The following is a 23,679-nucleotide window of genomic DNA, read 5'->3' on the forward strand; positions in this document are numbered from 1 at the left end:
CCAAATTCAAGTTCTACATATATAAGCTATGTAAAGATATTTTATTATCAAGTAGATTATTTTGTCAAGTGCAAAAATTATCTATTTATATAAGCCATTTGTTTGGAAAATTATGCCTGGAAAGTTTAGTTATTTAATTTTCATTTATTATAAATTTAATACCATTTTGAAACTGGATTTGTTCCAAATACAACAACAAAATATAACAAAAAATAAGCAGTATAAACAAATCCTCTTATTATTTCAATTTCTTCTTTTAGCTCTTCATACTTTTTGTTGTAATACTTTTGACGTAAAGAAAATAAAAGCTCAAAAAATAGCGTCAAAAATAAAACAACAATTTCCATAATATTTCCCTTCAAATAAATATTACAACATTGTTTATATCCTAATCTTTATTTACAAACTCTGCAACATCCTTCAAATTTTTGTTATCTGTTAAAATTGTAAGATTATCCCCAGCTTTTATCACTGTCTCACCATTTGGCACGATTTCTCCGTGCAATCTTTTTATAGAAACTATTAGTGCATTCCAAGGCAATTTTATCTCCTTTAAAGTTTTATCCACCATAAAAGAGTTGTAGCTGACTATTGAGTGATAAATCACCTTTTCATCATCGTAGTCACCGGATACAAGTTCATTATTTTCAAGCATTCTTTCTAGTAGTGACTCATATATAGGTTTACATCTTAATATTTCTGCCACTAAATATGCAACTATTGCCACAACAGCTAGACTTAAAACGTGCTCAAATGAACCTGTCATCTCAACAACCAGCATAATAGCCAGTATCGGAGAACGCACCACACTAGCCAGCATACCCGACATGGCTAATACAATAAAGTTTACAAAATAATCCTGAGAAATAAGAAAATTAAACTCAGTTGCTAAATTATAATAAACTCCACCAGTCACAGCTCCTATAACAAGAGTTGGTAAAAATATCCCACCTTGAGCCGTAGAGCCATAGCTAATCGATGTAAATAAAGTATTTAAAAGCAAAATCATCACCAAGGTAGTCACTGACACCCTATTTTCTACCAAACGCTCTATAACGCTATGACCTCCACCTAATACATAAGGGAAAGTAAAGCCAAATAAAATCGCAAACATAAACGGAATAATCGGCTTAAATTCATTTTTAATCTTCAGCCTTTTATATAAAGTTTGTATAAAAAGTAGAGTTCTATTAAAAAATACTCCAACTACTCCCACAAATATACCAAGAGCCACGATATGACCATAATCATATAACGACAGTGAATTCTCCACAGAAAACGAAAATGATGGTCTCATGCCAAAAATATTTTTACTGATAAAATCCGCTATTACACTGGCGATTATTGCAGGCACTACTACTAACGGTGAAAAGTTTTTATATACCTCTTCTAAAATAAATATTGTTCCTGAGATTGGTGCAGAAAAAGCCGCTGATAAACCGGCAGACGCTCCAGCACTGATTAGATATCTTTGTTCATTGATATCCCTTCTTAAAAATTTCGCTACCAGCTTACCCATTGCCCCACCAAGCTGTATTGACGGACCTTCTCTACCTAGAGATAAGCCACCAGCCGCAGCCAATGAACCACCTACAAATTTTGCTACGATAGTCTTTTTCTCATCCATATTGAAAACGCCCATCAGTTCGCCCTCAATTTGAGGTATACCGCTGCCACTACTTAACGGAGCATATTTTACTAACCTACCTATAATTATTCCAAATGAGCCCAACCCTAAAATTATAGATAATAAATATCCTAACGTTAATGGCTGAGAATACATATACAGGCAAGTTTTTTCCATTAAAGTCAAAAACCATCTATAAGCTACTGCAACCGTACCTGCTCCAATCCCTACTATTATCCCATCAAATACCAACGTCTTTTTGATATTTTTGTTGTTATATAAAATTTGTTCCGTATCCTGCCTCATTTTAACTCCAATATACAAATTTAAATATAATTTTTAAAACCTATAATAGTCTATGTATAAAGAATACCATATTTTGACAAAAAAATAAAATCATAGTGTAGCTTTATCTAAGTCTTAAATATTTTAAAAAATTTCTTGCATAGTGCCATTTCAAACAAATTTCAATAGACCCTTTAAATTAACCCTATAAACATTTTTTTAATAATATTTTTAAAATATATATGTTTTTTTCTAAATTAGTAAAATATATGATATAATGTATACGTTATCAAATAACTAAATACAGCCTTAATAAACAAGCTGTTTTGTTAAAATATACATTTTACAGGAGGAATTTTAAAAATGAAAAAAATAATTTCTACACCAAATGCACCCGCAGCTATCGGACCTTATTCTCAAGCTACCGCTACAGACAGCCTAATCTTCACATCAGGACAGCTACCTATCGACCCAAAAACCGGCGAGCTTGTAACTGAAATCAAAGCAGCTACAAAACAATCCCTTGAAAACTGCAAAGCAATCCTTGAACAAGAAGGCTCATCATTAGACAATGCACTTAAAGTAACAGTTTACATGAGAGATATCAATGATTTTGCAGCAATGAACGAAGTATATGGAGAATATTTCAAACAAAATTCTCCTGCACGCTCCGCCTTCCAAGTAGCCGCTCTACCTAAAAACGGTATAGTAGAAATAGAAGTAATCGCTACAAAATAGCTTTAAAAAATAAAACTTATAATTTCAAAACGCATTATATAGTTTACATATAATGCGTTTTTTTTATAATTATTTTTAAAATAATTCATATGTTTATGAACTTTATCCGATTAATCTTCGTATTTTATGTAATAATCCACATATTTTGGTATAATGTTTAAGCAATCAAAAAGAAATTTTATAAATTAATATGTGATTTAACAATTAAAGGAGAACAAATGCAAAGAATAGTTGGTACAGTATCAAGAGGATTAAGAACACCAATAATCAAACAAGGTGATGACATAGCAAGGATAGTTACAGACACAGTAATGCAGGCACAAAAACAAGGTGAGCTTGAAATAAGAGATAAGGACGTAATCGCTGTAACTGAGTCAGTAGTAGCAAGGTCTCAAGGAAACTACGCTACAACAGACGACATAGCACAGGACATAAAAAATAAATTCGGTGCAGACACCGTTGGCGTAATCTTCCCAATACTAAGCCGTAACAGGTTCTCATTAATACTTAAAGGCTTTGCAAAAGGCGTTAAAAAAGTAGTATTAATGCTAAGCTATCCTTCAGACGAAGTTGGAAATCACTTTATAACATTTGACGAACTTGACAAGCAAAATGTTGACCCATTCAAAGACGAATTTGACGAAAAGAAATTCAGAGAACTATTTAAAAATCCGGTTCACACATTTACAGGCGTAGATTATATCCAATTTTATAAAGAACTAGTTGAACAAGAAGGTGCTCAGTGCGAAATAATCTTTGCAAATGACCCTAAATCAATTTTAAAATACACAAAAAATGTAATTAACTGCGACATCCACACTAGAAAAAGAACAAAAAGAATTTTGACAAACGCTGGAGCTGAAAAAGTATTTTCCCTTGATGAAATATTAACACAAAGCATCAATGGTAGCGGCTACAACGCTGATTACGGTCTACTTGGCTCAAACAAAGCTACAGAGGACAGCCTAAAATTATTCCCAAGAGATTGCAAAGAATTAGCAGTAAAAATACAAAAAACTATAAAAGATTTAACCGGCAAAAATGTAGAAGCTATGGTATACGGCGATGGTGCATTTAAAGACCCAGTAGGAAAAATATGGGAGCTTGCAGACCCAGTCGTATCCCCAGGCTTTACTGACGGCTTAAAAGGAACTCCATCCGAAATCAAGCTAAAATATATAGCAGATAACGAATTTGCTGATTTGCAAGGCGAAGAGCTGCAAACTGCTATAGAAAAATATATCAGAGAAAAAGACTCCGACCTAGTAGGCAACATGATATCCGAAGGCACTACTCCAAGACAGCTAACAGATTTACTAGGCTCATTATCAGATTTGACATCCGGCAGTGGAGACAAAGGTACTCCGGTAATATATATACAAGGATACTTTGACAATTATACTAACTAATAATTTTTCATGTAATAAAACAGTCGCACGATTGTGCGACTGTTTTATTAAATATTCTTATTTTAACTTAAAAATGCAAATTTAAATAAAACTCCAAGTAAAAAAGAATTAACTATATTTAATGCATTATACACATATATTTCTTTCCTGTTTTTAAAAAAATACATTAACATAAAATTAACAATCAAAGTGACATACATAAACCTTTGATTTGTATATCTACTAAAATACATGCCTAATAAAAACATACTTACGAGGATTATATATTCATAAATCTTTTTTTTCACTATTAAGTCCTTTCATAAACTTTCCCTCCGTATACTTTAGTGTAACAATTTCCATACCTAAGTATAGTATAAAACCCAATTTAATCAATATATTTCATTAATAGCATTTAGTTCATAAAAATATGTATTTCATATTTACATTTTGTATAGACTTAAAAAAATAAATCATTGACAAATAAACTTCCATGCTTTACAATCGATTAATGTAGAGGCACTTTTTATCCTCTTTTTTATCAAGTGCTTGATTTTTGCTAAAAGCAAACTGCTTTTATGTTTAATTATTTTTTATTGCCTAATTATTTAATAACTCTCTTATTTTTGATAATTTTGAGCAGTTATTTTTGGCACAAAAAGGGGGTTTAATATTGGAAGAAAAGACAATAATCGAGCTAAAAAATATCAGCAAGTCCTTTGATGGCAAGGACGCACTAAAGAATATAAATCTCTACGTCAAGGAAAATGAATTTATGACACTTCTAGGTCCTAGCGGTTGTGGTAAAACTACGATGCTAAGGATAATGGGCGGGTTTGAATTTCCTGACAGTGGTGATTTATTTTTTGATGGGCAAAAAATTAACCATGTACCACCTCACAAACGTGCTTTAAACACCGTTTTTCAAAAATACGCCCTATTTCCAAATATGGACGTTTACGATAATATCGCCTTTGGTCTTAAACTAAAAAAACAAAGTCCTGACAAGATTAAGGAAAAAATCACTAGAATGTTAAAGCTTGTCGACCTAAAAGGCTACGAACACCGAGATGTAGAGTCACTGTCCGGCGGTCAGCAGCAAAGAATAGCAATAGCTAGAGCCTTAGTCAATGAGCCAAAGGTTTTACTCCTTGATGAGCCATTAGCTGCTCTTGATTTAAAATTGCGAAAGGATATGCAATACGAGCTAAAAACCATGCAAATGGAGCTTGGTATTACATTTATATATGTCACCCATGACCAAGAAGAGGCTCTTAGTATGTCTGATACTATAGCCGTTATGAACCATGGCGTAATACAACAGATAGGCACACCGGAAGATATTTACAACGAACCTAAAAATAAATTTGTCGCCGACTTTATTGGTGAAAGTAATATAATTGATGGCAAAATGAATAAGGACTACCTTGTTACATTTAATAATGCTACATACGAATGTTTAGATGCAGGTTTTGCAGAAAATGAACCAGTAGATATAGTAATTAGACCTGAAGATATAGAAATAATCAAAGCTGAAAATGCAAAAATAAAAGGCAAGGTAACTGACGTATTATTTAAGGGCGTTCACTATGAAACTATAGTCGTTGATGAGTCAACTAATTTTGAATGGATGATTCATACAATTCATTACCATCCGGTTGACTCTGTAGTAGGTCTTGATTTTATACCTGATGCGATACACATCATGAAAAAGGGGGCTGCTAAGTGAACAATAAAAAGCCAATCTTAGCTACTCCTTATATATTATGGTCAATAATTTTCACCTTAGTACCGCTTGTAATCATCCTTATATTTTCGCTAAATTCCGGAAAGCAGATTGCAAAGCTGGAAACTACTTTTACACTAGATAACTATAAACTATTTTTCGACCCACTTTATATAGATGTTTTTTATAGGTCTTTAAAAGTATCAATTATTTCCACTATAGCCTGCCTAATTATAGGCTATCCTGCGGCGTATATCATCGCTCAGAAAAATGTAAAATTTAGAGATTTCTTGATACTTTTTATAATATTGCCCCAATGGACTAATTTTCTTTTAAGAACCTACGCTTGGATGTTTATACTAAAAGATAACGGTCCTATAAACAGTTTTTTAATGGGCACTGGTATTATCAAGCAGTCACTACCCCTGCTTTATACAGAGGGTGCAGTGATAATGGGTATGATTTATAACTTTTTGCCATATATGATACTGCCTATATATTCTGTAATCTTAAAGATTGACAAAAGATATATCGAGGCTGCCCACGATTTAGGGGCAAACAGCTCTACAACATTCAAAAAAATAATAATGCCACTTAGTATGCCCGGTGTAGTTTCAGGTATAATTATGGTGTTTATGCCGGCTATATCTACATTTGTTATCTCCGACTTACTTGGTGGCGGTCATACAATGCTAATGGGTAACTTGATACAAAATCAATTCTTAGCAGCTAGAAACTGGCAGTTTGGCTCTGCAATTTCTATGATTTTGATAATAATCATGCTAATTGCAATGTTACTTTTAGGTAGATATTCAAATAAGGACGGAGGCGGAGCAATATGGTAAAAAAATCTTCCCCTCTTTCAAATATTTATTTAGTATTGGTAATGCTGTTTCTTTATTTACCAATTATTATTTTGATTGCTTTTTCATTTAATCAATCAAAATATGGCGGCAGCTGGACAGGCTTTACACTAAAATGGTATCAAGAGCTGTTTAAAGACAAAAGCATTATGAAGTCATTATACAGCACTATAATAGTTGCACTGACTACTTGCTTATTTTCTACGATAATAGGCACAATTGCGGCGGTCGGCATAAATGCCATGGGTGCTAAAGCAAAAAAAATCACCTTAAATCTTAGCTATTTGCCTATGATAAATCCTGATATAGTCGTAGGTGTATCTTTAATCTCACTGTATTCAATCTTAAATTTTCAAAAGCTTGGATATACTACACTTATATTAGCACATATCACATTTTGCTTGCCTTATGTAGTTTTTGCGGTACTGCCAAAATTAAGTCAATTAGACCCACACTTGGAAGAGGCTGCAAAAGACCTTGGAGCCACTCCACTGCAAACCTTTTTCATGGTTGTACTGCCACAGATTAAACCGGGCATAGTAAGCGGTGCATTAATGGCAATTACTCTTTCATTGGATGACTTCATAGTAAGTTTCTTCACTACCGGCTCAGGTGTAAGCACATTATCCATAAAAGTTTACTCTATGACAAAAAGAGGACTTTCTCCAAAGATAAACGCTCTTACTACTCTTATGCTGCTTGTGCTGGTTACTCTGATGACTATTATTCAAATTGGTTCAAATAAAGATAAAAAAGATATTCAACAAGAAGATGACTGATAAATTGTATTAAATTTATAAATCAAAATGTAATAACTATTTAGTAAATTTAGAAAGGGTATACTAAAAAATGAAAAAATTGCTCTCAGTATTTTTTGCTCTAGCTCTAACTCTGACCGGTTGTGGCGGAGGTTCAACTGCTCCTGCTAATTCAACAGACAGTGCTGCAAAAGATGTTACCTTAAATGTTTACAACTGGGGAGATTATATAGACCCCGATGTACTGGATATGTTCACTGAAGAAACTGGTATCAAAGTTAATTATGAAAACTTTAACAACAACGAGGAATTACTAGCCAAGATAGAGGCTGGTAGCACAAATTATGACGTACTTTTCCCATCGGATTACATGGTCGGAATTATGAGAGACAAAGGTCTACTGCAAGAGCTTAACAAGGATAATATCCCTAATGCTAAAAATATTGACCCACGTTTTAATAAATTATCATACGACCCTGAGGATAAATATTCAGTGCCATATATGTGGCAAACAGTCGGTATAGTTTACAACAAAGAAAAAGTAACTGACCCTGTAGACACATGGGATTTGTTATGGAATGAGAAATACGCAAGAAAAATTATAATGCTTGACTCTTCCCGTGATACAATTGGCATAGCTCTTAAAAAATTAGGATATTCATTAAATACAAAAAATGACGAAGAAATCCAAAAAGCTAAGCAGTTGTTGATTGAACAAAAACCTTTAGTAAATTCTTATCATGTAGATTATTACAAGACAGCACTGATAGGAGCAGAGGCAGATATCTCCCTTGCATGGTCAGGTGATGCTATGTATATTAAATCAGAAAACCCTGTATATGAATACTCTATCCCAAAAGAAGGTACTAACATATCTATAGACTGTATGGTAATACCAACACAGGCAACCCATAAGCAAGAGGCGGAAAAATTCATCAACTTTATGAATGAACCTGAGATTGCCGCAAAAAATGCCGAATATATTAAATATTCTTCTCCAAACCTAGAGGCTATAAAATTACTTCCGCAAGAGGAAAGAAATAACGTGCTTATGTATCCACAAGGAGACATAGACAAAATAGGCGAACTTTTCGTCGACCTTGGAGATTATAACCAAGTATATGATAAAACTTGGACAGAAATTAAAACAGCAAACTAATCAGTTTTTCAGCAAGGTAAGCTATGCAAAGTGTGGCTTACCTTTTGTTTTTAAACTGTAACTATTTTATTTATTGATTACGATATATAATAGTAGTTAATAGTAATTTAAGTTTCATAATTAAAATATGGGTATAATATATACATATAGTATAGTTTTAACTTGCTATAAGATAAAAAATCCACAGCCCAAATAATAAATTTCTGTTTGAAAATTATTATGATACCGTTATAATATAATAAAGGTGATAAAATGAGCGAAAATAATAAAAAAAATAACAAAAAAAACTTGAAAGTGCCTTCAAAGCAAAGCAGCATATCAATCATAATTCTTATGATTTTGATTGGCTTTATGTTATTTAAAGACTCCTCTATTTTTAGTAACAAGGCACAAAACTCAAACTCCTATGTACCATTTAACGAATTTAACACCATGGTTCAAAAAGAACAAGTAGAATACGTCTTTTTTGAAGATGGAAATAATTCAACCTTGCAGTTCTTACCATCTCAAAGCTACCTTAAAGAAAAAGGTTATCCTATAACAACTGAGTACGCAAATATAACCTTAAATTTATCAACAACAAAAGAAACCACTATAAAGCCCGCACAAATCCCGTCTAATGGTATAATGAAGTTTGTCACTGAAAACCCGGGTTCTGAAAATTACAAGGCAACATTACTTAGCAAAGGTATAAGAGTATTTACAATACAACAGCCAGTAAGTATAACAATGATAGTTTTGTATGCACTTAATATGTTTTTACCATTGATACTTATCGTAGCGTTCATGCTATATTTCCAAAAACGTATGGAGCCAGCAGAAAACGAACTTACAACAGATGTACCTGATACAAAGTTTACAAATATAGCAGGTTATGAAGGTCTTAAAAATGACTCAAAATTCATTTTAGACTTCCTTAAAAAACCTCAGTCCTATGAAAAAATAGGTGCAAGACTGCCAAACGGCGTTTTATTCTATGGTCCTCCGGGAACAGGTAAGACACTTATGGCAAAGGCTATTGCAGGAGAGGCAAGCGTACCTTTTTATAAAGTAAACGGTTCTGATTTCGTTGAGCTTTATGTAGGTCTTGGTGCAAGAAGAGTAAGAAAATTATACAAGACAGCAAGAGAAACAGCCCCTTGCATAGTATTTATAGACGAAATAGACTCCATAGGTGCAGCTAGAGGAAATCACAGAGGCTCATCAGAAGACGATAAGACACTTACAGCCTTATTAAATGAGCTGGATGGTTTCTCAGCTAAAAATGGTGTAATAACTATAGCCGCAACTAACAGACTTGAAGACCTTGACCCTGCCCTAGTCAGACCAGGACGTTTCGATAGACAAGTTGCAGTGCCACTACCTAATAAAGAAGAACGTAAACAAATATTAGAGCTTTATGCAAAAACAAAAAAATTGTCATCAGAAATAGATATTGACAAGCTTGCAGCAAAAACCATAGATTTTAGCCCATCTGAATTGGAAAACCTGCTAAACGAAGCCGCCATAAAAGCAGTAACTAGAGGTAGCGAAGTCGTAGAACAAAAAGATATTGATGACTCTTACCTAAAAATAATAATTAAAGGCGACAAAAAAGAAGACAAAAGCCAAACAGAACACGAGAAAAAAGTCATTGCCTATCATGAGGCAGGACATGCCCTTGTGGGTTATATGCTTGGCAAACCAATATTGGAGGTCAGCGTCATCGGCACTACATCAGGTGCAGGTGGATATACACTTTCTCAGCCTAAAGAAGGTCTTAGGAGTAAGACCGATATGAAAAATGAAATCAAAGAGGCTTATGGTGGTCGTGCCGGAGAAATGATGATAGCAAAAAATCCTGATGACATAACAGTCGGAGCAGTAAGTGATATACAACACGCAACTAGAATAATTGACCGTTACATTAAAGTCTTAGGACTTAACGGTAGCCTGATAAACCTAGAAGAGCTTGGAATAAGACGACCTACAGATGAAATAATTGAACAGGCAAAACAAATTTCAGACGAATTATTTGCTGAAACAGTTGACATCTTAAAGAAAAACAGAAATAAATTGGATAAGCTGGCAGAGCTTTTACTGGAAAAATCTTTAATAGATGGCGTTACATTTGAGAAACTGATGAAAGAAACTAAAGAAGCTAACGAGGACGTATCTCAAGAAAAAGCGATACCTGTACTAAATGAAAAAAATGCAGTCTATGAAGTGCAATCCTCAAACGATAATTTAGTTTTTCAGGGCGATGAAAAAGATAAAAAGTTAAAATCTAAAAAGCAAAAAAAGCTTAAATTAAAAAAGAAACAGAAAGCTAAATTCCAAGAAAATCAAATGCTATAAAAACTAAGGTGTGTAGATAAAATTCTACACACCTTTTTTCGTTGCAGACTAAATATATGTCAGGTGGACTAAGTTGTAGTATACCACTTCACATTATATCCACAACATTATCTGTTTAACCAATTTTAACTACCACACCGCTGTCCTTATTTTTTCTTTCAAAACGTTCAAAACTTTTTGATTATATGATATAATTATATATTATGTTTAAAATTTTATGTAAAATAAATATAAATAAGTCTTACACAAGGAGATTTCATGAAAAACGAAAAAACTGAATTTGTAAAAGATATTACCAACATGGAAGATGACTTTGCCCAATGGTATACTGACGTAATCAAAAAAGCGGACTTAGTTGATTATTCACCTGTAAAGGGATTTATGGTAATAAAACCCTACGGCTACGAAATATGGGAAAATATCCAAAAAAATCTTGATAAAAGATTTAAACAGACCGGACATAAAAACTGTTATTTCCCACTACTTATACCGGAAAGCCTGCTCACAAAGGAAAAAGAGCACGTCGAAGGCTTTGCCCCTGAAGTTGCTTGGGTCACCCAAGGTGGTAATGAAACACTAGGTGAAAGACTATGTGTAAGACCTACCTCTGAGACAATAATCTGCTATATGTATTCAAAATGGTTAAATTCATACAGACAATTACCATTTAAATACAATCAATGGGCAAACGTAGTTAGATGGGAAAAAACTACAAGACCTTTTTTAAGAACTGCTGAGTTCTTGTGGCAGGAAGGACATACACTTCATGAAACTCAGGAAGAGGCAAAAGAAGAGGCATTAACAATGCTTGACATTTACAAAGAAATCGTTGAAGAATATCTTGCAATCCCAGTAATTACCGGTACAAAATCCGAAAAAGAAAAATTTGCAGGAGCTGATAAAACTTACACCATAGAGGCACTTATGCACGATGGCAAAGCTCTGCAATCCGGCACATCGCATGAATTAGGGCAAAACTTTGCCAAAGCTTATGACATTACCTATCAAGATAGAAACTCAAAGCTGGCTTACCCATTCCAAACATCTTGGGGAGTTACTACTAGACTTATCGGTGCATTGATAATGGTTCACGGAGATAACAGAGGGCTTGTAGTGCCACCTAGAATTGCACCAACACAAGTTGTAATAGTACCAATCCAAATGAACAAAGAGGGTGTGCTGGACAAGGCTAATGAAATAAAAAACAGCCTTATTTCAAAAGGCATAAGAGTAGAGCTTGATGATGATACAGCAAATACACCTGGCTGGAAATTTAATGAATATGAAATGAAAGGTATCCCTGCAAGAATAGAAATAGGACCAAGAGATATACAAAACGGCGTAGCAACTATAAGCAGACGTGATACAAACGAAAAATCTACAATAGAACTTGATAAAATAGCTGATGAAATCCCAGCATTACTGGAAGATATCCAAAAAGGATTATTTGAAAAAGCTAAAAAAAGAAGAGACGAAATGACCTTTGTAGCTACAGACTTTGATATGTTTAAGGAAAGAATGGCAAACAATCAAGGCTTAGCTAAAGCAATGTGGTGCGGAGACCCTCAGTGTGAAGAAAATATCAAAAAAGAAACTGCTGCAACAATCAGATGTATTCCTACAGAGCAAGAGCATCTAGGCGATGTCTGCCCATTTTGTGGCAAACCGGCAAAACACATGGTTTATATAGCTAAGGCATACTAAAAATGCGGGCGAACGAAGTTCCACCCTACAAATAAAATATAAATCGAGATAAAATATGAAATATACTAAGCATTTACTATTAGGTGGCATTTTTGCCACCTTTTTAGGAATATTCCTCTATAAACAAAACAATGACATAGAAGTGTCTACTCACGAATTTTATCATGAAAAAATCCCAAAGGATTTTGATAATTACAAAATACTCCAAATTTCCGATTTACATTCAAAAAATTTTGGACGACATAACAAAAAATTGCTAGATATAATAGATGCCCTTTCTCCAAATATAATAGTAGTCACCGGAGACATTTACTATAGTTACAAGGACAAAATAAAACATTCTCTAGCATTATTAAAAAAACTTGCAAAAAAATATCCGGTTTACTTTGTCACAGGCAATCACGAGCAAAGAGACAAAAACTGGAAAATGCACAAACTAAATCTGAAAACATATGGTGTCAATATAATCGATGAAAAAACAGTCAGATTAAAATTTAATAGTGCTCAAATCCAGCTTGCCGGCTTAAAAGACCCAAGCTTTTACCATTATCAACATAGATATAAAATTTTTCCTAAAAAAATAAAAACGCTCTATGCAAAATTAGACAAAAATCTATTCAATGTCTTGCTCAGTCATAGGCCTGATAAAATGGAGCATTATGCACAAAGTGGGTTTGATTTAGTCCTCTCAGGTCACGCCCATGGAGGACAGATAAGATTATTTAATAAAGGGTTAATCGCACCATCAGAGGGGTTCTTTCCAAAGTTCACAAGCGGGCTCTACAAACAAAATCAAACCTCCATGATAGTGTCAAGAGGTCTAGGCAGGACAATATTTTTTACAAGACTGTTCAATAAACCTGAGCTGATTTTAGTTAAGCTTAAAAATTGTAAATAATTGAAAAACTGGGGATGCGTTCCAAGAAAATTGGACACATCCCCAGTTTCATACCCCGAGATTTGTATTTATACTATTATCTATTTAAAAAATCACTATGTTTGAAAAATTGCAGTTTTGTTTGACAAGTGGGATTGCTAACGCTATGTGCGTAGCGAACAAAAGTGGCAAAAGGAAAATACAACTACACTTTCAATTAGCTTTTTCACTTTATGCAAGAGCGATACCTACAAGCTTAATATTATCCCATTCGGCAATTTTATTAAGCTTTTCGTCTGCGTCATAATGATACAAATAGCATGGGTCTTGCCAATTTGCATTAAGCTCAACATAAGCAAAATACTCATCACCATCTTTTTGAATATATTGTGCCTAATATTTTTTACAAGAGCCGCCATTATAGCAATCATGGTTTCATCAGCTTTAATCCTTTCTCCTTTTTCATTTGTAATAACTAAATCTGACAAAAGATTGCTAACCTCATTATTTACTATACTTGCCGAAAAACTTTCTGCTGTTTCTACACTGTATATTTCAACATCATCGGCAGTAAATGCGTCTATTTCCCGCCTTGTTGCGTTTTCATAAATCTCATAATAATTGCTTTTATCATTATCAACAGTTATGATTACTTTAACAACTGAGTAATTTTTAATACCGCAGGCTGAAAGTAAAAAACATACTGCATATATAAATTCAAAATTGTTTAACTATAAAAACCGCAATTTGTAGTTTACTTATTTTTATTCGTTCCATTTCCACAATGAATAGTATCCATTTACAGAAAATTCCACAAAATTCATACTTTCTGCTTGAGTAAATTCAATTATTGCTCCAAATCGGTCACTTTCTATATAACCCTTTTCCTCCATGTATTTATATAATAAGTCACCTGCATTATCCGGCTTTGCAATAATTACTTTTGGATATTCTTGTATTTCTACATATTCAGTATCTGTAAATGTAATTTTATATAAGCCTATAGCCACTGAAAATGGATTTTCTACATTAAATTTCTCTAAAGAAATTAATATTGATATCCCAAATAATGCAAGAAACAATACTGTTATAATTATTACTTTTTTTATATGTTTTTTCATATTTTACAGTAGTCCTTGTATTTTTCTAATTTGTTATTGGTTACCTTCCGTTTGTTTTTCTAATTCAGCATTGCTTTTTTGACTGAATAATAATGTGATTGCGTATACGTGCTCATATTCCTTTTCTTCTAATTTATTCGGTTCAAAAAATCCTGATACCGATTCTGAATATATTTCATTTTTTGAGGTCATAACCTGCAAAGCTACAGGTATCTCCTTATCGTATACTATTTCACTTTTATCATTTAATTTTGTTGTCGCTACTCCAAGATTGCCTAAATCTTCTGCCTCCATAGGTTTATATGAGGTTTTCCCCTTTTGATTTTCAGACTGAGTGGCTGTCCACACTCCATCAGCTATATAGTCAAACCCAAGTGCAATCCTACCTTTCGTATCTTTAAATTCACCTACTTCACTGGACAACACCTCCCATTTGCCATCTGCTAACACGTATGTACTTTTTTTCATAGTCTGTACTCCATCTTGTAGCACAAAATCATATATCATACGATTTTCATTCAAGCCAAGTAGCTCTCCTATATCCTCTTCTGTCTGCGAAAGCTGAGCCGGCTCTATATACATATTTTTATTGACTTTGTCATTTTGATTACCACACGCTGACAACCCTATCAAATAAACAATTACTAATGCTATTGATAATATATTTTTCATAACTATATATCCTCTAAGAATTTATTTTCGTAAATGGTGTAACAAACAAAACAAAACAATCACATAGTCAAAATTTTTAACTATAAAAACTTAGATTTATTGAGTTGTTTTCTCTTGCGAATTAAGCTTCCTATAAAATTCCCAATTAGAGAGATTGAGCCATATATGACAATGTAAATAGTGGCACTATCATTATAAAATATAAATATACTTGGGGCAAATAGTAGCATAATAAACAATGGATATAACAAATTAAACGAATTTTTTATGCCATAAATCATAGAAACTATGTAGCATATCATTGGAATACCAATTAACAGTATAAACATACCACTTCCGGTATCTATAATAAGAAATGGCAATATATAAAAGGCAAAAATCATTGCAAGCAAATATGGTAACATTTTTCTAAATTTTTCCATCACCAGCTCCTCTCTAAAAATTCTAAGTTGCACATACTTTAAACTGCTATTTGTCATCATAATCTTGAAATAGAATTTTTGTAGTCAAATACAACCAAGCCACAAACTTTACAAATAAAGCCATTAAAATCCGTACTAAATATAGCCTTGCTCGCTATCATTACATCGTCCTGATCTTTAGGATTTAGAGACAGCTTATGTCTAGTTTTATTGAAGGCTATAATATTTCCAGCTTGTAAAAATCCACTTTGCATTTCTTTCCCACAATTCGGACAATCCAATATCAACACCTCATTAATTAAAATATTTAATAGTCGGTCAATGTTTTATAACAATTGTGCAGAGTAAATGCCCAAATAAATTGGAAACATTCTAGCATCTGTTTACTTATTTTTTCCTAATAACACTACTGCGATTGCTAACGTAATAACTACCACAACCCCAATCATTATATAAGAAACGCTATAATTTTTAACCCATACACTGGTAGTTCCATCTGCTTTATTTTTATTACTTTCTTCAATAGCCTCAAGCTGAGCTTTTTCATTAAGTTTTTTTATTCTTTCCTGCTCAGCTTTTGCAAAATCTCCATTATTTATATAATCCTCCAGCCTTTTTGTCATATCATATGGGTCTAGTAATTTAATCTTGCCGTTTTCAAAGCTGTCTATTTTATAATAGTAAACATCTGTGTATATGGCTTTATAGTCACTATTTCCAATATCTCCACAAACTATTTGCTCTCCAACAGAAATATTTAACGGCTTTTCACTTACAAATTTATAAGTGTACTCTTTATCTTTAGTAAATTCCCCCTTGAAATTATACTTTTGTATCACTTTCATGCTATCGTCTCTAATTTCTGTAATCTCTCCTATGTAGGTTTGAGACTCTTCCATCATCAAAAGAGCCTCCGGTACATCACCAGCAAAGGAAAAATTCATAAATACCAAGATAAAAACTATAGCCAATAAACCTAAAATTATTTTCTTCATTCTTCTACCCTTTCACTTAAAGCACTTTTCATATTTTTTCTATTCATATTGTTTAGTCTTTTTGTTTTCTAATTTTGATATGATATCTATACAATTGTTTAAGTTTTCTATATACTCTTTTTCGTTATCTAAATGGGTAACGTCAATATTTAAACCTCTTAAAGCTTTAGATAACTTTTTATACTTTTCTAGGTCTAGTGAATTTAGTTCTCCATCTAAAATTTTATGTTTGATAAGCGTTAAGTGATTAATTCTTGCTCTATCAAGATTAGATATAGCATTAAATAAATCCTCAGACATTACTGGCTCGTCCATATTTTTTTGTGCAGTCCAAGCAAGGCTTAAATAAACAGGCGAATACTTAATTACTGCATCTACCCTGCCAAGTATGTAGTCACTGTCTTTGTCCTCTATTATGCCATTTACTATATCTTCATAAGAAAATAAGTCCATAGAATAGTAATAATTAAGGTACGACGAAAATCTGGCATATAGTTGTGAGTCTTTTGTATCTGTTTCTATTTTATCATTTTGACTACCAGTGCAAGAGGTCAAAATAATAAATAAAATAAGGCTAAGAAAAATAATTGGATATCTTCTCTTTTTCATTTTATACCTTTCAGAAAATCTAATACTAAACTGCAACAAGTTATTTTAATTATAATTCTATAAACTTAGGTAAGCAAAGTTGTCCCCTACAGTAGGCATTTATAATTATTATAATACAAATTCTGCGTAGAATTCATATTCGTCAAAATCTCCAGCCTCTCTAAAATCTGTCACTTCTTTTGATATTTTATACCTGCCACTGGATAATTCTCCATAAACCTTTGACCAATCTAGTTTCATTTCGGTTGTATCGTTATTTTTTATTTTATATGCTACATCATTCCAACCTAAATCTGATATTTTTATTTTTACTTTTTCCCAGTTGTTATTTATCAGCTTTTCTATTTCGTAATACTCGCCTGTTATCAGCTCTGCTGTAGGTTTAGCGTTACTTTGATTAAATATTAATGTTGCTCCTGTTTTTGTAGCATTTTTTACAGTAAAGCTTAAGCCTAAATTATTTTTAAGCTCCATGCTGTCCACTATAGCTTTTATATTTTCCAGCGATGTCCTGCCCTCTATAGTGTATTGCACTCCATCAGCTACAAATACTGCTATTTTTTGTGATATATTTTCTTCGCCATTTTTAGATGCTGTATCCTCTACGATATTTACTTTATAGCCCCTAGCTGATAAATAGCTCTCCTTAAATTTATACATTCCTAGATACTCTACTTGCAATCCACTTTCTTTTTGCTCTTTGCTCAGCATTATTGCTACATCAAGTGAAATAGGTGTGAGGTACTCTTCTCCTCTATCGTAGGTATATCTGCTATCGCCTTGAATATACTTATAATTTTTAGTGTCTCCTAAAATAAAGTTTTCACATCTGATTTTAGCGTAGTCTTTATTGTCTGTTTTTAGAGTTGTTACTACATACTGATTGTCTTTAGTCAATTCGCTGTCCAGCAAATTTATGCCCAGCTCTTGTTGAAATTTTTTATAGTAATTGAGTTTTTTTACAGTGATATGACCATAGTCATCAACTACTGCATTGAGCTTGTTAAACTTCTTTACATACATACTATCTAGTTTAGGCAATTTTTCTTGCTCTGCTTGTGACATCGCTATAAAAATATTTTCTGACACTATATGAGCTAACAACACGCTTAATGATATAAGAGCTAATACTGCTATTAAGACAGCTTTCGCAGAATTTCTATTATCACACTTCATTTCTACCCTCCAATGATTATTTTTTTGTGCAACTGTTGATATTTATGCTATATTTAAGTGATTTTGAGCTACTGTTTCTAAGTATTATTTCGTATCTGCTGTTTTTTTCAGCTCTTACCAAAAGCTCTACTTTATCATAAAACATATCTCTATAAATGACGTTTTCTTGATCTAAAATTATTATTTCATACTCAATGTCTGATTTTGACTTTAGGTCACTTATTTTTATTGCAATGTCATCATGACTTTTGTCCATAAATCTTGATGTGTCCAATTTGTACCCTTTATGCCCAAATTCTTCCAGCTTTACATTTTCACAATATTGCTCAACATCTTTTTGTATTAGTGGCTCTATAACTCCTAAATTTAATTTATCGTATGTAGCATTTGTAATTTGTTCTACTTTGCTAGTCAAGACAGGTTGGTATTGCACCGGCTCACCATCTACCACTACTGTATTTTCATCATGTGTCCACACATTCGTAAATGATAGTAGGCTAAGTAACACTACCAAAATTAAAACAATACTGCCTGATAATTTTTCGTGGTATTTTGTGAGTATCTTAGCTCTATCTAATGTAGGGTGCAATTTTAATGAAATGTTGCCATTTTTTTCATCCTCTACTTCAACCAGCTTTAGCATGGACTCAAGGTATTCTTTTTTGTGCTCCTTTGTAATACCAAGCTTTTTTAATACAAGCTTGTCGCAAAGTATCTCTATATCATCTTCTACATATTTTAGTGTAACAAATACAAATGGATTGTACCAATATATACAAGCCACAACATATTTTAAATGACTCCATATTATGTCATATTTGCTTATATGAATAAGCTCGTGAATTAACACATATTTTAATAATTTTTTGTCAGCAAGTATTCTTGATTGCAATATTATTTTAGGCTCAATAATACCATATGTAATCGGTACTTTGATATCGTCATTTAGCATTATTTTGAGCTTACGTTTTATATTAAACAGCCCCATACATTGCTTCATAGTGTCATCATATTCTATAGGTACAGAATTTTTGACAGCTCTTGTCATTTTAACTATTTGATATATCACATAAGGCACTAATAACAGTGCTACAATAACTCTATTTCTAGTGTAAAGCACACTGCCAAGAGTGTATATAACACCCTCGTAATAATATACGAATGAGTCCGCAAGTGCAAAAATACTTTGCCCTATCCCTGTCATATTTTTTTTGTCAATTACCAACAAAAGATTTAGCGGTATTATAAGATACGCAAAAAGTATAGACCACAAAACTATATTTGCATACTTGTTGCTGTTTAGATTAAAATTTTTCCTCACCAGCAGTATCATCGCTATCATAAAAATACTGGTTACGCTTTTATCCAGCGATGTGACAGTAATTAATTCTAAATACATGATATTATCCTATTCATCAATTTTTTCAATAATTTGCTGTATCTCATGCAGCTCCTTTTTGCTAATTTTTTTCTCAGATACGAACGCAGAAAATAGCTTTACAAATGAACCGCTAAATAAATTATCAATAGCCTCCTGCTGTTTATTTTTTAGTGCCTCTTCTCTTTTTACAATAGGCTTTATTGTATATTTAGGATATCTTCTTGTGATTGCACCCTTTTCCAGCAGTCTACCAAAAAATGTATAGCAAGAGGTCTTGCCAATACCATACTTTTCATTAAGTAGCTTTGCCAGCTCCAAGGCTTGTATCTCACCATTTTCGTCCAAGCAATCTCCAGCCCATAGAGTCTGCATCACTGTCAACTCTCCATTTGAAAATTCCATTTTTCCTCCTTATTTGCATTAGATAAATTTGTTTAAGTAATCTTTTTTTTATAATTATTAATTAGAGTAATTATAATTTTGTATATAAAGTTTTTTATTAAATTAGAAAAGGTGATTTTTTTGTGTAAAAATTTAAAAAACTATGCTATTGACACACACGCCCATTTATGGCCTATTGAATATTTGGAAACTTTAAAACGATTAGGCTCAACACAAACTGATATAGCGATAAATGAAGATTGGAACGCTTTTGAAAACAACCCTTTAGAAACTCTAAAGAAAAGTTTTTATTTTGATACCGCAAACTTTTTGGAGGCCGCCTTACTTAATTCAGCAGAAATATTAGGATTTGCCCATCTGTTAATGGGCAGTTATTTTCCGTATTTTAAAGATAAAAAATATATAACAGCAGCAGAATATATATAAGAAACTCACGCCTAAAAGACGAAGAAAAGCTAGCCATTTTATCTGATAATGCTAAAAAACTGGTGTATTATTGATTAGTATTTTACACTATACAATTAACACTATTAGCAATCACATTCTAAACAATTTTATTTTCATTTTGAGTATATATTAATTTAGAAAATTAATCAATAGTTATACTTAAAAAAATTCATTTAAATAATATATTTATGTCAAGTATCCATGAAAAATAATATGAGCTTTATTGTTAATTATTAGCTTAAAACTGAAATATAAACTGATGAAACTTTTAGATTAAATGTATAATAGCTTTATATTAAATACTAATAATGAGCATTAATGCCAGTTATATAGTAAAAGCTTAAAAGGAGAACTAAAATGAGACCTTATGATAAAAAATCTCATGCGGTAGACTATGCTATGCTAAGAAAGACTATTACAATTTTTCAAGGTGATTACGATATAATAAAACAATATGCATACTCCGTTAATCAAAGCTTTTCTGAGGCAATCAGAACTTTGTCTGTAAAACAAATCCAACAGCAGGAAAATGAAGATTTATTGTCATTTCTAAATAATAATTGCAAATTTATTGATGAATACGAACAAAAAGAAATAGACTCAAAAAATCTAGACTATACTAACTTAAATGGATTTGTAAAAGTCGAATTTACTGATTAATCATACAGAGGTATTAAAATGACTTCAACGAAGTACAAGTATGAATTATTCATATCAAAAGACGCTCAGAAGTTTATTAAAAACCTTCCGATTGAAGGTACTAAGTTTTTGAAAGCATTTAGAGAAATAATAAAAGACCATCCACTTTGCTCAAATTATGACATCAAAAAAATTAAAGGTAAAGACGTAGACGACTTATTTAGATTAAGGCTAGGCAAATACAAAGCAATATTTACAGTGGTTGATAATGTATTAAAAGTATTTGTATTGCAAATCGACAGCACAGGAGATATTTACAAAAGTTAAAGTTAAGACGATTTAATTAAGTCTTAGTATAAAATTTTTGAAAAAAGGACTGTTTACATTTTTTTGTAAACAGTCCTTTTTATTTACCAGTTGTAGTCTTTTGCAGTGGCATAATAGAACAATGTGGTCAGGCAGTGTCCAAAAAAATAGGACATAACCCCCGTCACCTTACATCATTAATTTATATATAATTTTTTAAATATTTACTTTCTTCAAATTTTTCTCTTGTTAGCTGCATTTTTATGCAGCTTACGAAGATGCCTCCTCTTTTTACTGTAAAATATTTGGAAATACTTTTATACTTGTCATCACTGAGAGGGTTTATTTCGTAGTTATCAAAGCTTTCTTCGGTAAATTTTAGGGCTTCAAATCCCATTTTTTTGTATATTCTATAAGCTCGGTCGTTATATTTTGCGACTGTAAGATAAAGTTTTTTATATTTTAGTTTATTGAAAAACCATTTAGCAAGTGTGTTTAGTGCATCTGTACCGTAGCCGTTTTCGATTTTATCAGGATTTAGCACTACTCCAAACTCTGCTGTCTTAAAAAAGGTTCTGATTTTTCTTAGCGAAATATAGCCTACCACTTCTCCATAAAAATCTGTTATGGCTACAATTGCCCTATTACCGGTAGACTTTACTTTAAACCACCGGATGATTTCGTCATTTTCAAATTTAGGGAAGTCATAGTCGGCAAAAAGTCTATCTTTATGCGAACCCCACTGTGTCATTTGCTTGACCTGTGATACTCTCATATTTTTTAATTTGACTTTTTTACCCGTCTCATCGATAAAAATATTCATTATGCGACCTTATACTTAATGCTTATATATTTTTTCTAATTTAAATGCGACCATTTTCACTATAAAATATTTAAGTGAAGATAATCGCATTTTATTTTTTATTTTTTATCTTTTTTCACAAAGCTTATAGCGATAAGCTATATCCTTTTTGTTTTACTTAAAAGAATTTTGCTAAATCTGCAAATAACTGATATTTTCCCAGCCACTTTAGCTCTACTGTACCGATTTCACCATTTCTATGCTTAGCCAGTATGACTTCTGTTATGCCTTTTTTATCTGTGTCCGGGTCGTATATTTCATCGCGGTACAAAAACATAACCACGTCTGCGTCTTGTTCGATAGCTCCTGACTCTCTAAGGTCTGATAACATAGGTCTGTGGTTTGTACGTTGTTCAGGTGCTCTTGATAGCTGTGACAAGGCTATTACCGGGCAGTCCAGTTCTTTTGCTAGTATTTTTAGGTTTCGTGAGATGTTTGATATTTCTTGCTGCCTGTTTTCTGTTTTAGTTGAGCCTTGCATCAATTGCAAGTAATCTATTACTACTAAATCCAAGCCTTTTTGCATTTTGAGTTTTCTACAAAGTGACCTTATGGCTGTAACATTTATGCCTGCATCATCGTCTATTTCAATCTTATAGTCATTCATCATGGATATGCCATCAATCAGATTTTTCCACTCGTCCTCAGATATATCGCCTGATTTTATATTTTTCATTTCTACTTTGGATGTAGCTGATAATATTCTTTGTGCCAGCTGGGTCTTACTCATTTCCAAGGAAAATACTGCTACTGAGCCACCTTTTTTTGCGGCGTTCATAGCTAGGTTTAATGCAAAGGCGGTCTTACCTGTAGCTGGTCTTGCAGCAACAAGTATCAGGTCTGTTTTTTGCAGTCCGTTTGTGATGTAATTTAAATCTGCAAAGCCTGTATCTATGCCTGTAAGTCTGCCTTTATTTTTATAGTTCTGCTCGATGGTGTCATAGGTCAAATTTAATACTTCTTTTATTGAAGAAAAGCCTCTGTTTGTCTTATCCTGAGATATATTAAATATGTTTTGCTCTGCCAGCTCCAAAACGTCTTGTATGTCTTTTCCTGACATTGCATAGCCTATGACTTCATTTGACGATTTAATGACTCTTCTCAAATCAGATTTTTCTTTTACTATTCTTGCATAATACTCTGCATTTTTTGAAAAATCCACATTTGTAGACAGTGATGTAATAT

At 32.6% G+C, this 23,679-nt stretch carries 26 protein-coding genes; 13 read left to right on the forward strand and 13 right to left on the reverse strand.

Annotated features, from left to right (window positions below; genetic code table 11):
• Window positions 1–155 precede the first annotated feature (155 nt).
• Together BBG48_RS01035 and BBG48_RS01040 are read right to left on the reverse strand one after the other, a co-directional pair.
• Complete coding sequence (locus BBG48_RS01035) at window positions 156–347, reverse strand: hypothetical protein (RefSeq protein WP_068911743.1); 192 nt, start codon at window positions 345–347, stop codon at window positions 156–158.
• A 41-nt stretch (window positions 348–388) separates the two neighbouring features.
• Entirely contained in the window at window positions 389–1,933 is a 1,545-nt protein-coding gene (locus BBG48_RS01040; protein ID WP_068911744.1) for a ClC family H(+)/Cl(-) exchange transporter, read from the reverse strand.
• Between the two features lie 342 nt (window positions 1,934–2,275).
• Here BBG48_RS01040 and BBG48_RS01045 point away from each other — a divergent pair, with 342 nt between their 5' ends.
• From BBG48_RS01045 to BBG48_RS10875, 10 genes are all read left to right on the forward strand, one after another.
• Complete coding sequence (locus BBG48_RS01045; RefSeq protein ID WP_068911746.1) at window positions 2,276–2,650, forward strand: RidA family protein; 375 nt, start codon at window positions 2,276–2,278, stop codon at window positions 2,648–2,650.
• A 218-nt stretch (window positions 2,651–2,868) separates the two neighbouring features.
• Entirely contained in the window at window positions 2,869–4,059 is a 1,191-nt protein-coding gene (locus tag BBG48_RS01050; RefSeq protein WP_068911748.1) for a coenzyme F420-0:L-glutamate ligase, read from the forward strand.
• A 652-nt stretch (window positions 4,060–4,711) separates the two neighbouring features.
• Entirely contained in the window at window positions 4,712–5,767 is a 1,056-nt protein-coding gene (gene potA / locus BBG48_RS01060; RefSeq protein WP_068911751.1) for a spermidine/putrescine ABC transporter ATP-binding protein, read from the forward strand.
• Window positions 5,764–6,609, forward strand: coding sequence for an ABC transporter permease (locus tag BBG48_RS01065; RefSeq protein WP_068911753.1), 846 nt, complete (start codon window positions 5,764–5,766; stop codon window positions 6,607–6,609). Before potA ends, BBG48_RS01065 begins: the two co-directional genes overlap by 4 nt.
• Window positions 6,603–7,406: an ABC transporter permease gene (locus BBG48_RS01070; RefSeq protein WP_068911754.1), complete on the forward strand. Its 804-nt coding sequence runs from the start codon at window positions 6,603–6,605 to the stop codon at window positions 7,404–7,406. The genes BBG48_RS01065 and BBG48_RS01070 overlap by 7 nt, the downstream gene beginning before the upstream one ends.
• A 70-nt stretch (window positions 7,407–7,476) precedes the next feature.
• Window positions 7,477–8,544, forward strand: a complete 1,068-nt coding sequence (locus tag BBG48_RS01075) for an ABC transporter substrate-binding protein (protein WP_068911756.1) — start codon at window positions 7,477–7,479, stop codon at window positions 8,542–8,544.
• Window positions 8,545–8,796: 252 nt separating this feature from the next.
• Window positions 8,797–10,881 carry an AAA family ATPase gene (locus BBG48_RS01080; protein WP_094754338.1) on the forward strand — a complete coding sequence of 695 codons (2,085 nt, stop codon included), beginning with the start codon at window positions 8,797–8,799 and terminating at the stop codon, window positions 10,879–10,881.
• A gap of 258 nt (window positions 10,882–11,139) precedes the next feature.
• A complete protein-coding gene (proS, locus tag BBG48_RS01085; RefSeq protein ID WP_068911758.1) occupies window positions 11,140–12,585 on the forward strand; it encodes a proline--tRNA ligase in 1,446 nt (481 codons plus the stop codon).
• 55 nt (window positions 12,586–12,640) lie between these two features.
• Window positions 12,641–13,483 carry a metallophosphoesterase gene (locus tag BBG48_RS01090; protein WP_068911759.1) on the forward strand — a complete coding sequence of 281 codons (843 nt, stop codon included), beginning with the start codon at window positions 12,641–12,643 and terminating at the stop codon, window positions 13,481–13,483.
• Window positions 13,484–13,630: 147 nt separating this feature from the next.
• Complete coding sequence (locus BBG48_RS10875; protein WP_147292819.1) at window positions 13,631–14,071, forward strand: hypothetical protein; 441 nt, start codon at window positions 13,631–13,633, stop codon at window positions 14,069–14,071.
• Window positions 14,072–14,226: 155 nt separating this feature from the next.
• Here the strand turns inward: BBG48_RS10875 and BBG48_RS01100 are convergent, their stop codons facing one another.
• The 9 genes from BBG48_RS01100 to BBG48_RS01140 form a co-directional block, all read right to left on the reverse strand.
• Window positions 14,227–14,583 (reverse strand): hypothetical protein, encoded by a 357-nt coding sequence (locus BBG48_RS01100; protein ID WP_068911763.1) that lies wholly within the window; start codon window positions 14,581–14,583, stop codon window positions 14,227–14,229.
• A gap of 33 nt (window positions 14,584–14,616) precedes the next feature.
• The gene (locus BBG48_RS01105) at window positions 14,617–15,255 is read right to left on the reverse strand and encodes a hypothetical protein (RefSeq protein ID WP_068911764.1); all 639 of its coding nucleotides are present in this window, start codon (window positions 15,253–15,255) and stop codon (window positions 14,617–14,619) included.
• Between the two features lie 80 nt (window positions 15,256–15,335).
• Window positions 15,336–15,677 (reverse strand): hypothetical protein, encoded by a 342-nt coding sequence (locus tag BBG48_RS01110; RefSeq protein ID WP_068911766.1) that lies wholly within the window; start codon window positions 15,675–15,677, stop codon window positions 15,336–15,338.
• A gap of 56 nt (window positions 15,678–15,733) precedes the next feature.
• On the reverse strand, window positions 15,734–15,958 hold the full coding sequence (locus BBG48_RS01115; protein ID WP_068911768.1) for a PF20097 family protein: 225 nt from the start codon (window positions 15,956–15,958) through the stop codon (window positions 15,734–15,736).
• A 102-nt stretch (window positions 15,959–16,060) separates the two neighbouring features.
• Window positions 16,061–16,672, reverse strand: a complete 612-nt coding sequence (locus tag BBG48_RS01120; RefSeq protein WP_068911770.1) for a hypothetical protein — start codon at window positions 16,670–16,672, stop codon at window positions 16,061–16,063.
• A gap of 39 nt (window positions 16,673–16,711) precedes the next feature.
• Window positions 16,712–17,281: a hypothetical protein gene (locus tag BBG48_RS01125; protein ID WP_068911772.1), complete on the reverse strand. Its 570-nt coding sequence runs from the start codon at window positions 17,279–17,281 to the stop codon at window positions 16,712–16,714.
• 108 nt (window positions 17,282–17,389) lie between these two features.
• The gene (locus tag BBG48_RS01130; protein WP_068911774.1) at window positions 17,390–18,457 is read right to left on the reverse strand and encodes an immunoglobulin-like domain-containing protein; all 1,068 of its coding nucleotides are present in this window, start codon (window positions 18,455–18,457) and stop codon (window positions 17,390–17,392) included.
• A gap of 16 nt (window positions 18,458–18,473) precedes the next feature.
• The gene (locus BBG48_RS01135) at window positions 18,474–19,856 is read right to left on the reverse strand and encodes a M56 family metallopeptidase (protein ID WP_094754339.1); all 1,383 of its coding nucleotides are present in this window, start codon (window positions 19,854–19,856) and stop codon (window positions 18,474–18,476) included.
• Window positions 19,857–19,865: 9 nt separating this feature from the next.
• Window positions 19,866–20,240: a BlaI/MecI/CopY family transcriptional regulator gene (locus tag BBG48_RS01140; protein ID WP_068911776.1), complete on the reverse strand. Its 375-nt coding sequence runs from the start codon at window positions 20,238–20,240 to the stop codon at window positions 19,866–19,868.
• A 120-nt stretch (window positions 20,241–20,360) separates the two neighbouring features.
• Here BBG48_RS01140 and BBG48_RS01145 point away from each other — a divergent pair, with 120 nt between their 5' ends.
• The 3 genes from BBG48_RS01145 to BBG48_RS01155 all read left to right on the forward strand — a co-directional run bounded on the left by BBG48_RS01145 (window position 20,361) and on the right by BBG48_RS01155 (window position 21,653).
• A complete protein-coding gene (locus BBG48_RS01145; protein ID WP_068911778.1) occupies window positions 20,361–20,666 on the forward strand; it encodes a hypothetical protein in 306 nt (101 codons plus the stop codon).
• A gap of 378 nt (window positions 20,667–21,044) precedes the next feature.
• Window positions 21,045–21,347 (forward strand): hypothetical protein, encoded by a 303-nt coding sequence (locus BBG48_RS01150; protein WP_068911780.1) that lies wholly within the window; start codon window positions 21,045–21,047, stop codon window positions 21,345–21,347.
• An 18-nt stretch (window positions 21,348–21,365) separates the two neighbouring features.
• Window positions 21,366–21,653 (forward strand): type II toxin-antitoxin system RelE family toxin, encoded by a 288-nt coding sequence (locus tag BBG48_RS01155; RefSeq protein ID WP_068911782.1) that lies wholly within the window; start codon window positions 21,366–21,368, stop codon window positions 21,651–21,653.
• A 181-nt stretch (window positions 21,654–21,834) separates the two neighbouring features.
• On the opposite strand, the gene BBG48_RS01160 is transcribed toward BBG48_RS01155, so the two are convergent.
• Together BBG48_RS01160 and dnaB are read right to left on the reverse strand one after the other, a co-directional pair.
• Window positions 21,835–22,455 carry a GNAT family N-acetyltransferase gene (locus BBG48_RS01160; RefSeq protein ID WP_068911784.1) on the reverse strand — a complete coding sequence of 207 codons (621 nt, stop codon included), beginning with the start codon at window positions 22,453–22,455 and terminating at the stop codon, window positions 21,835–21,837.
• A 157-nt stretch (window positions 22,456–22,612) separates the two neighbouring features.
• On the reverse strand, window positions 22,613–23,679 hold a 1,067-nt coding region (gene dnaB, locus BBG48_RS01165; protein WP_116170925.1), incomplete at its 5' end, for a replicative DNA helicase.

It is taken from the genome of Criibacterium bergeronii (assembly GCF_001693775.2).
GTDB lineage: Bacteria > Bacillota > Clostridia > Peptostreptococcales > Filifactoraceae > Peptoanaerobacter > Peptoanaerobacter bergeronii.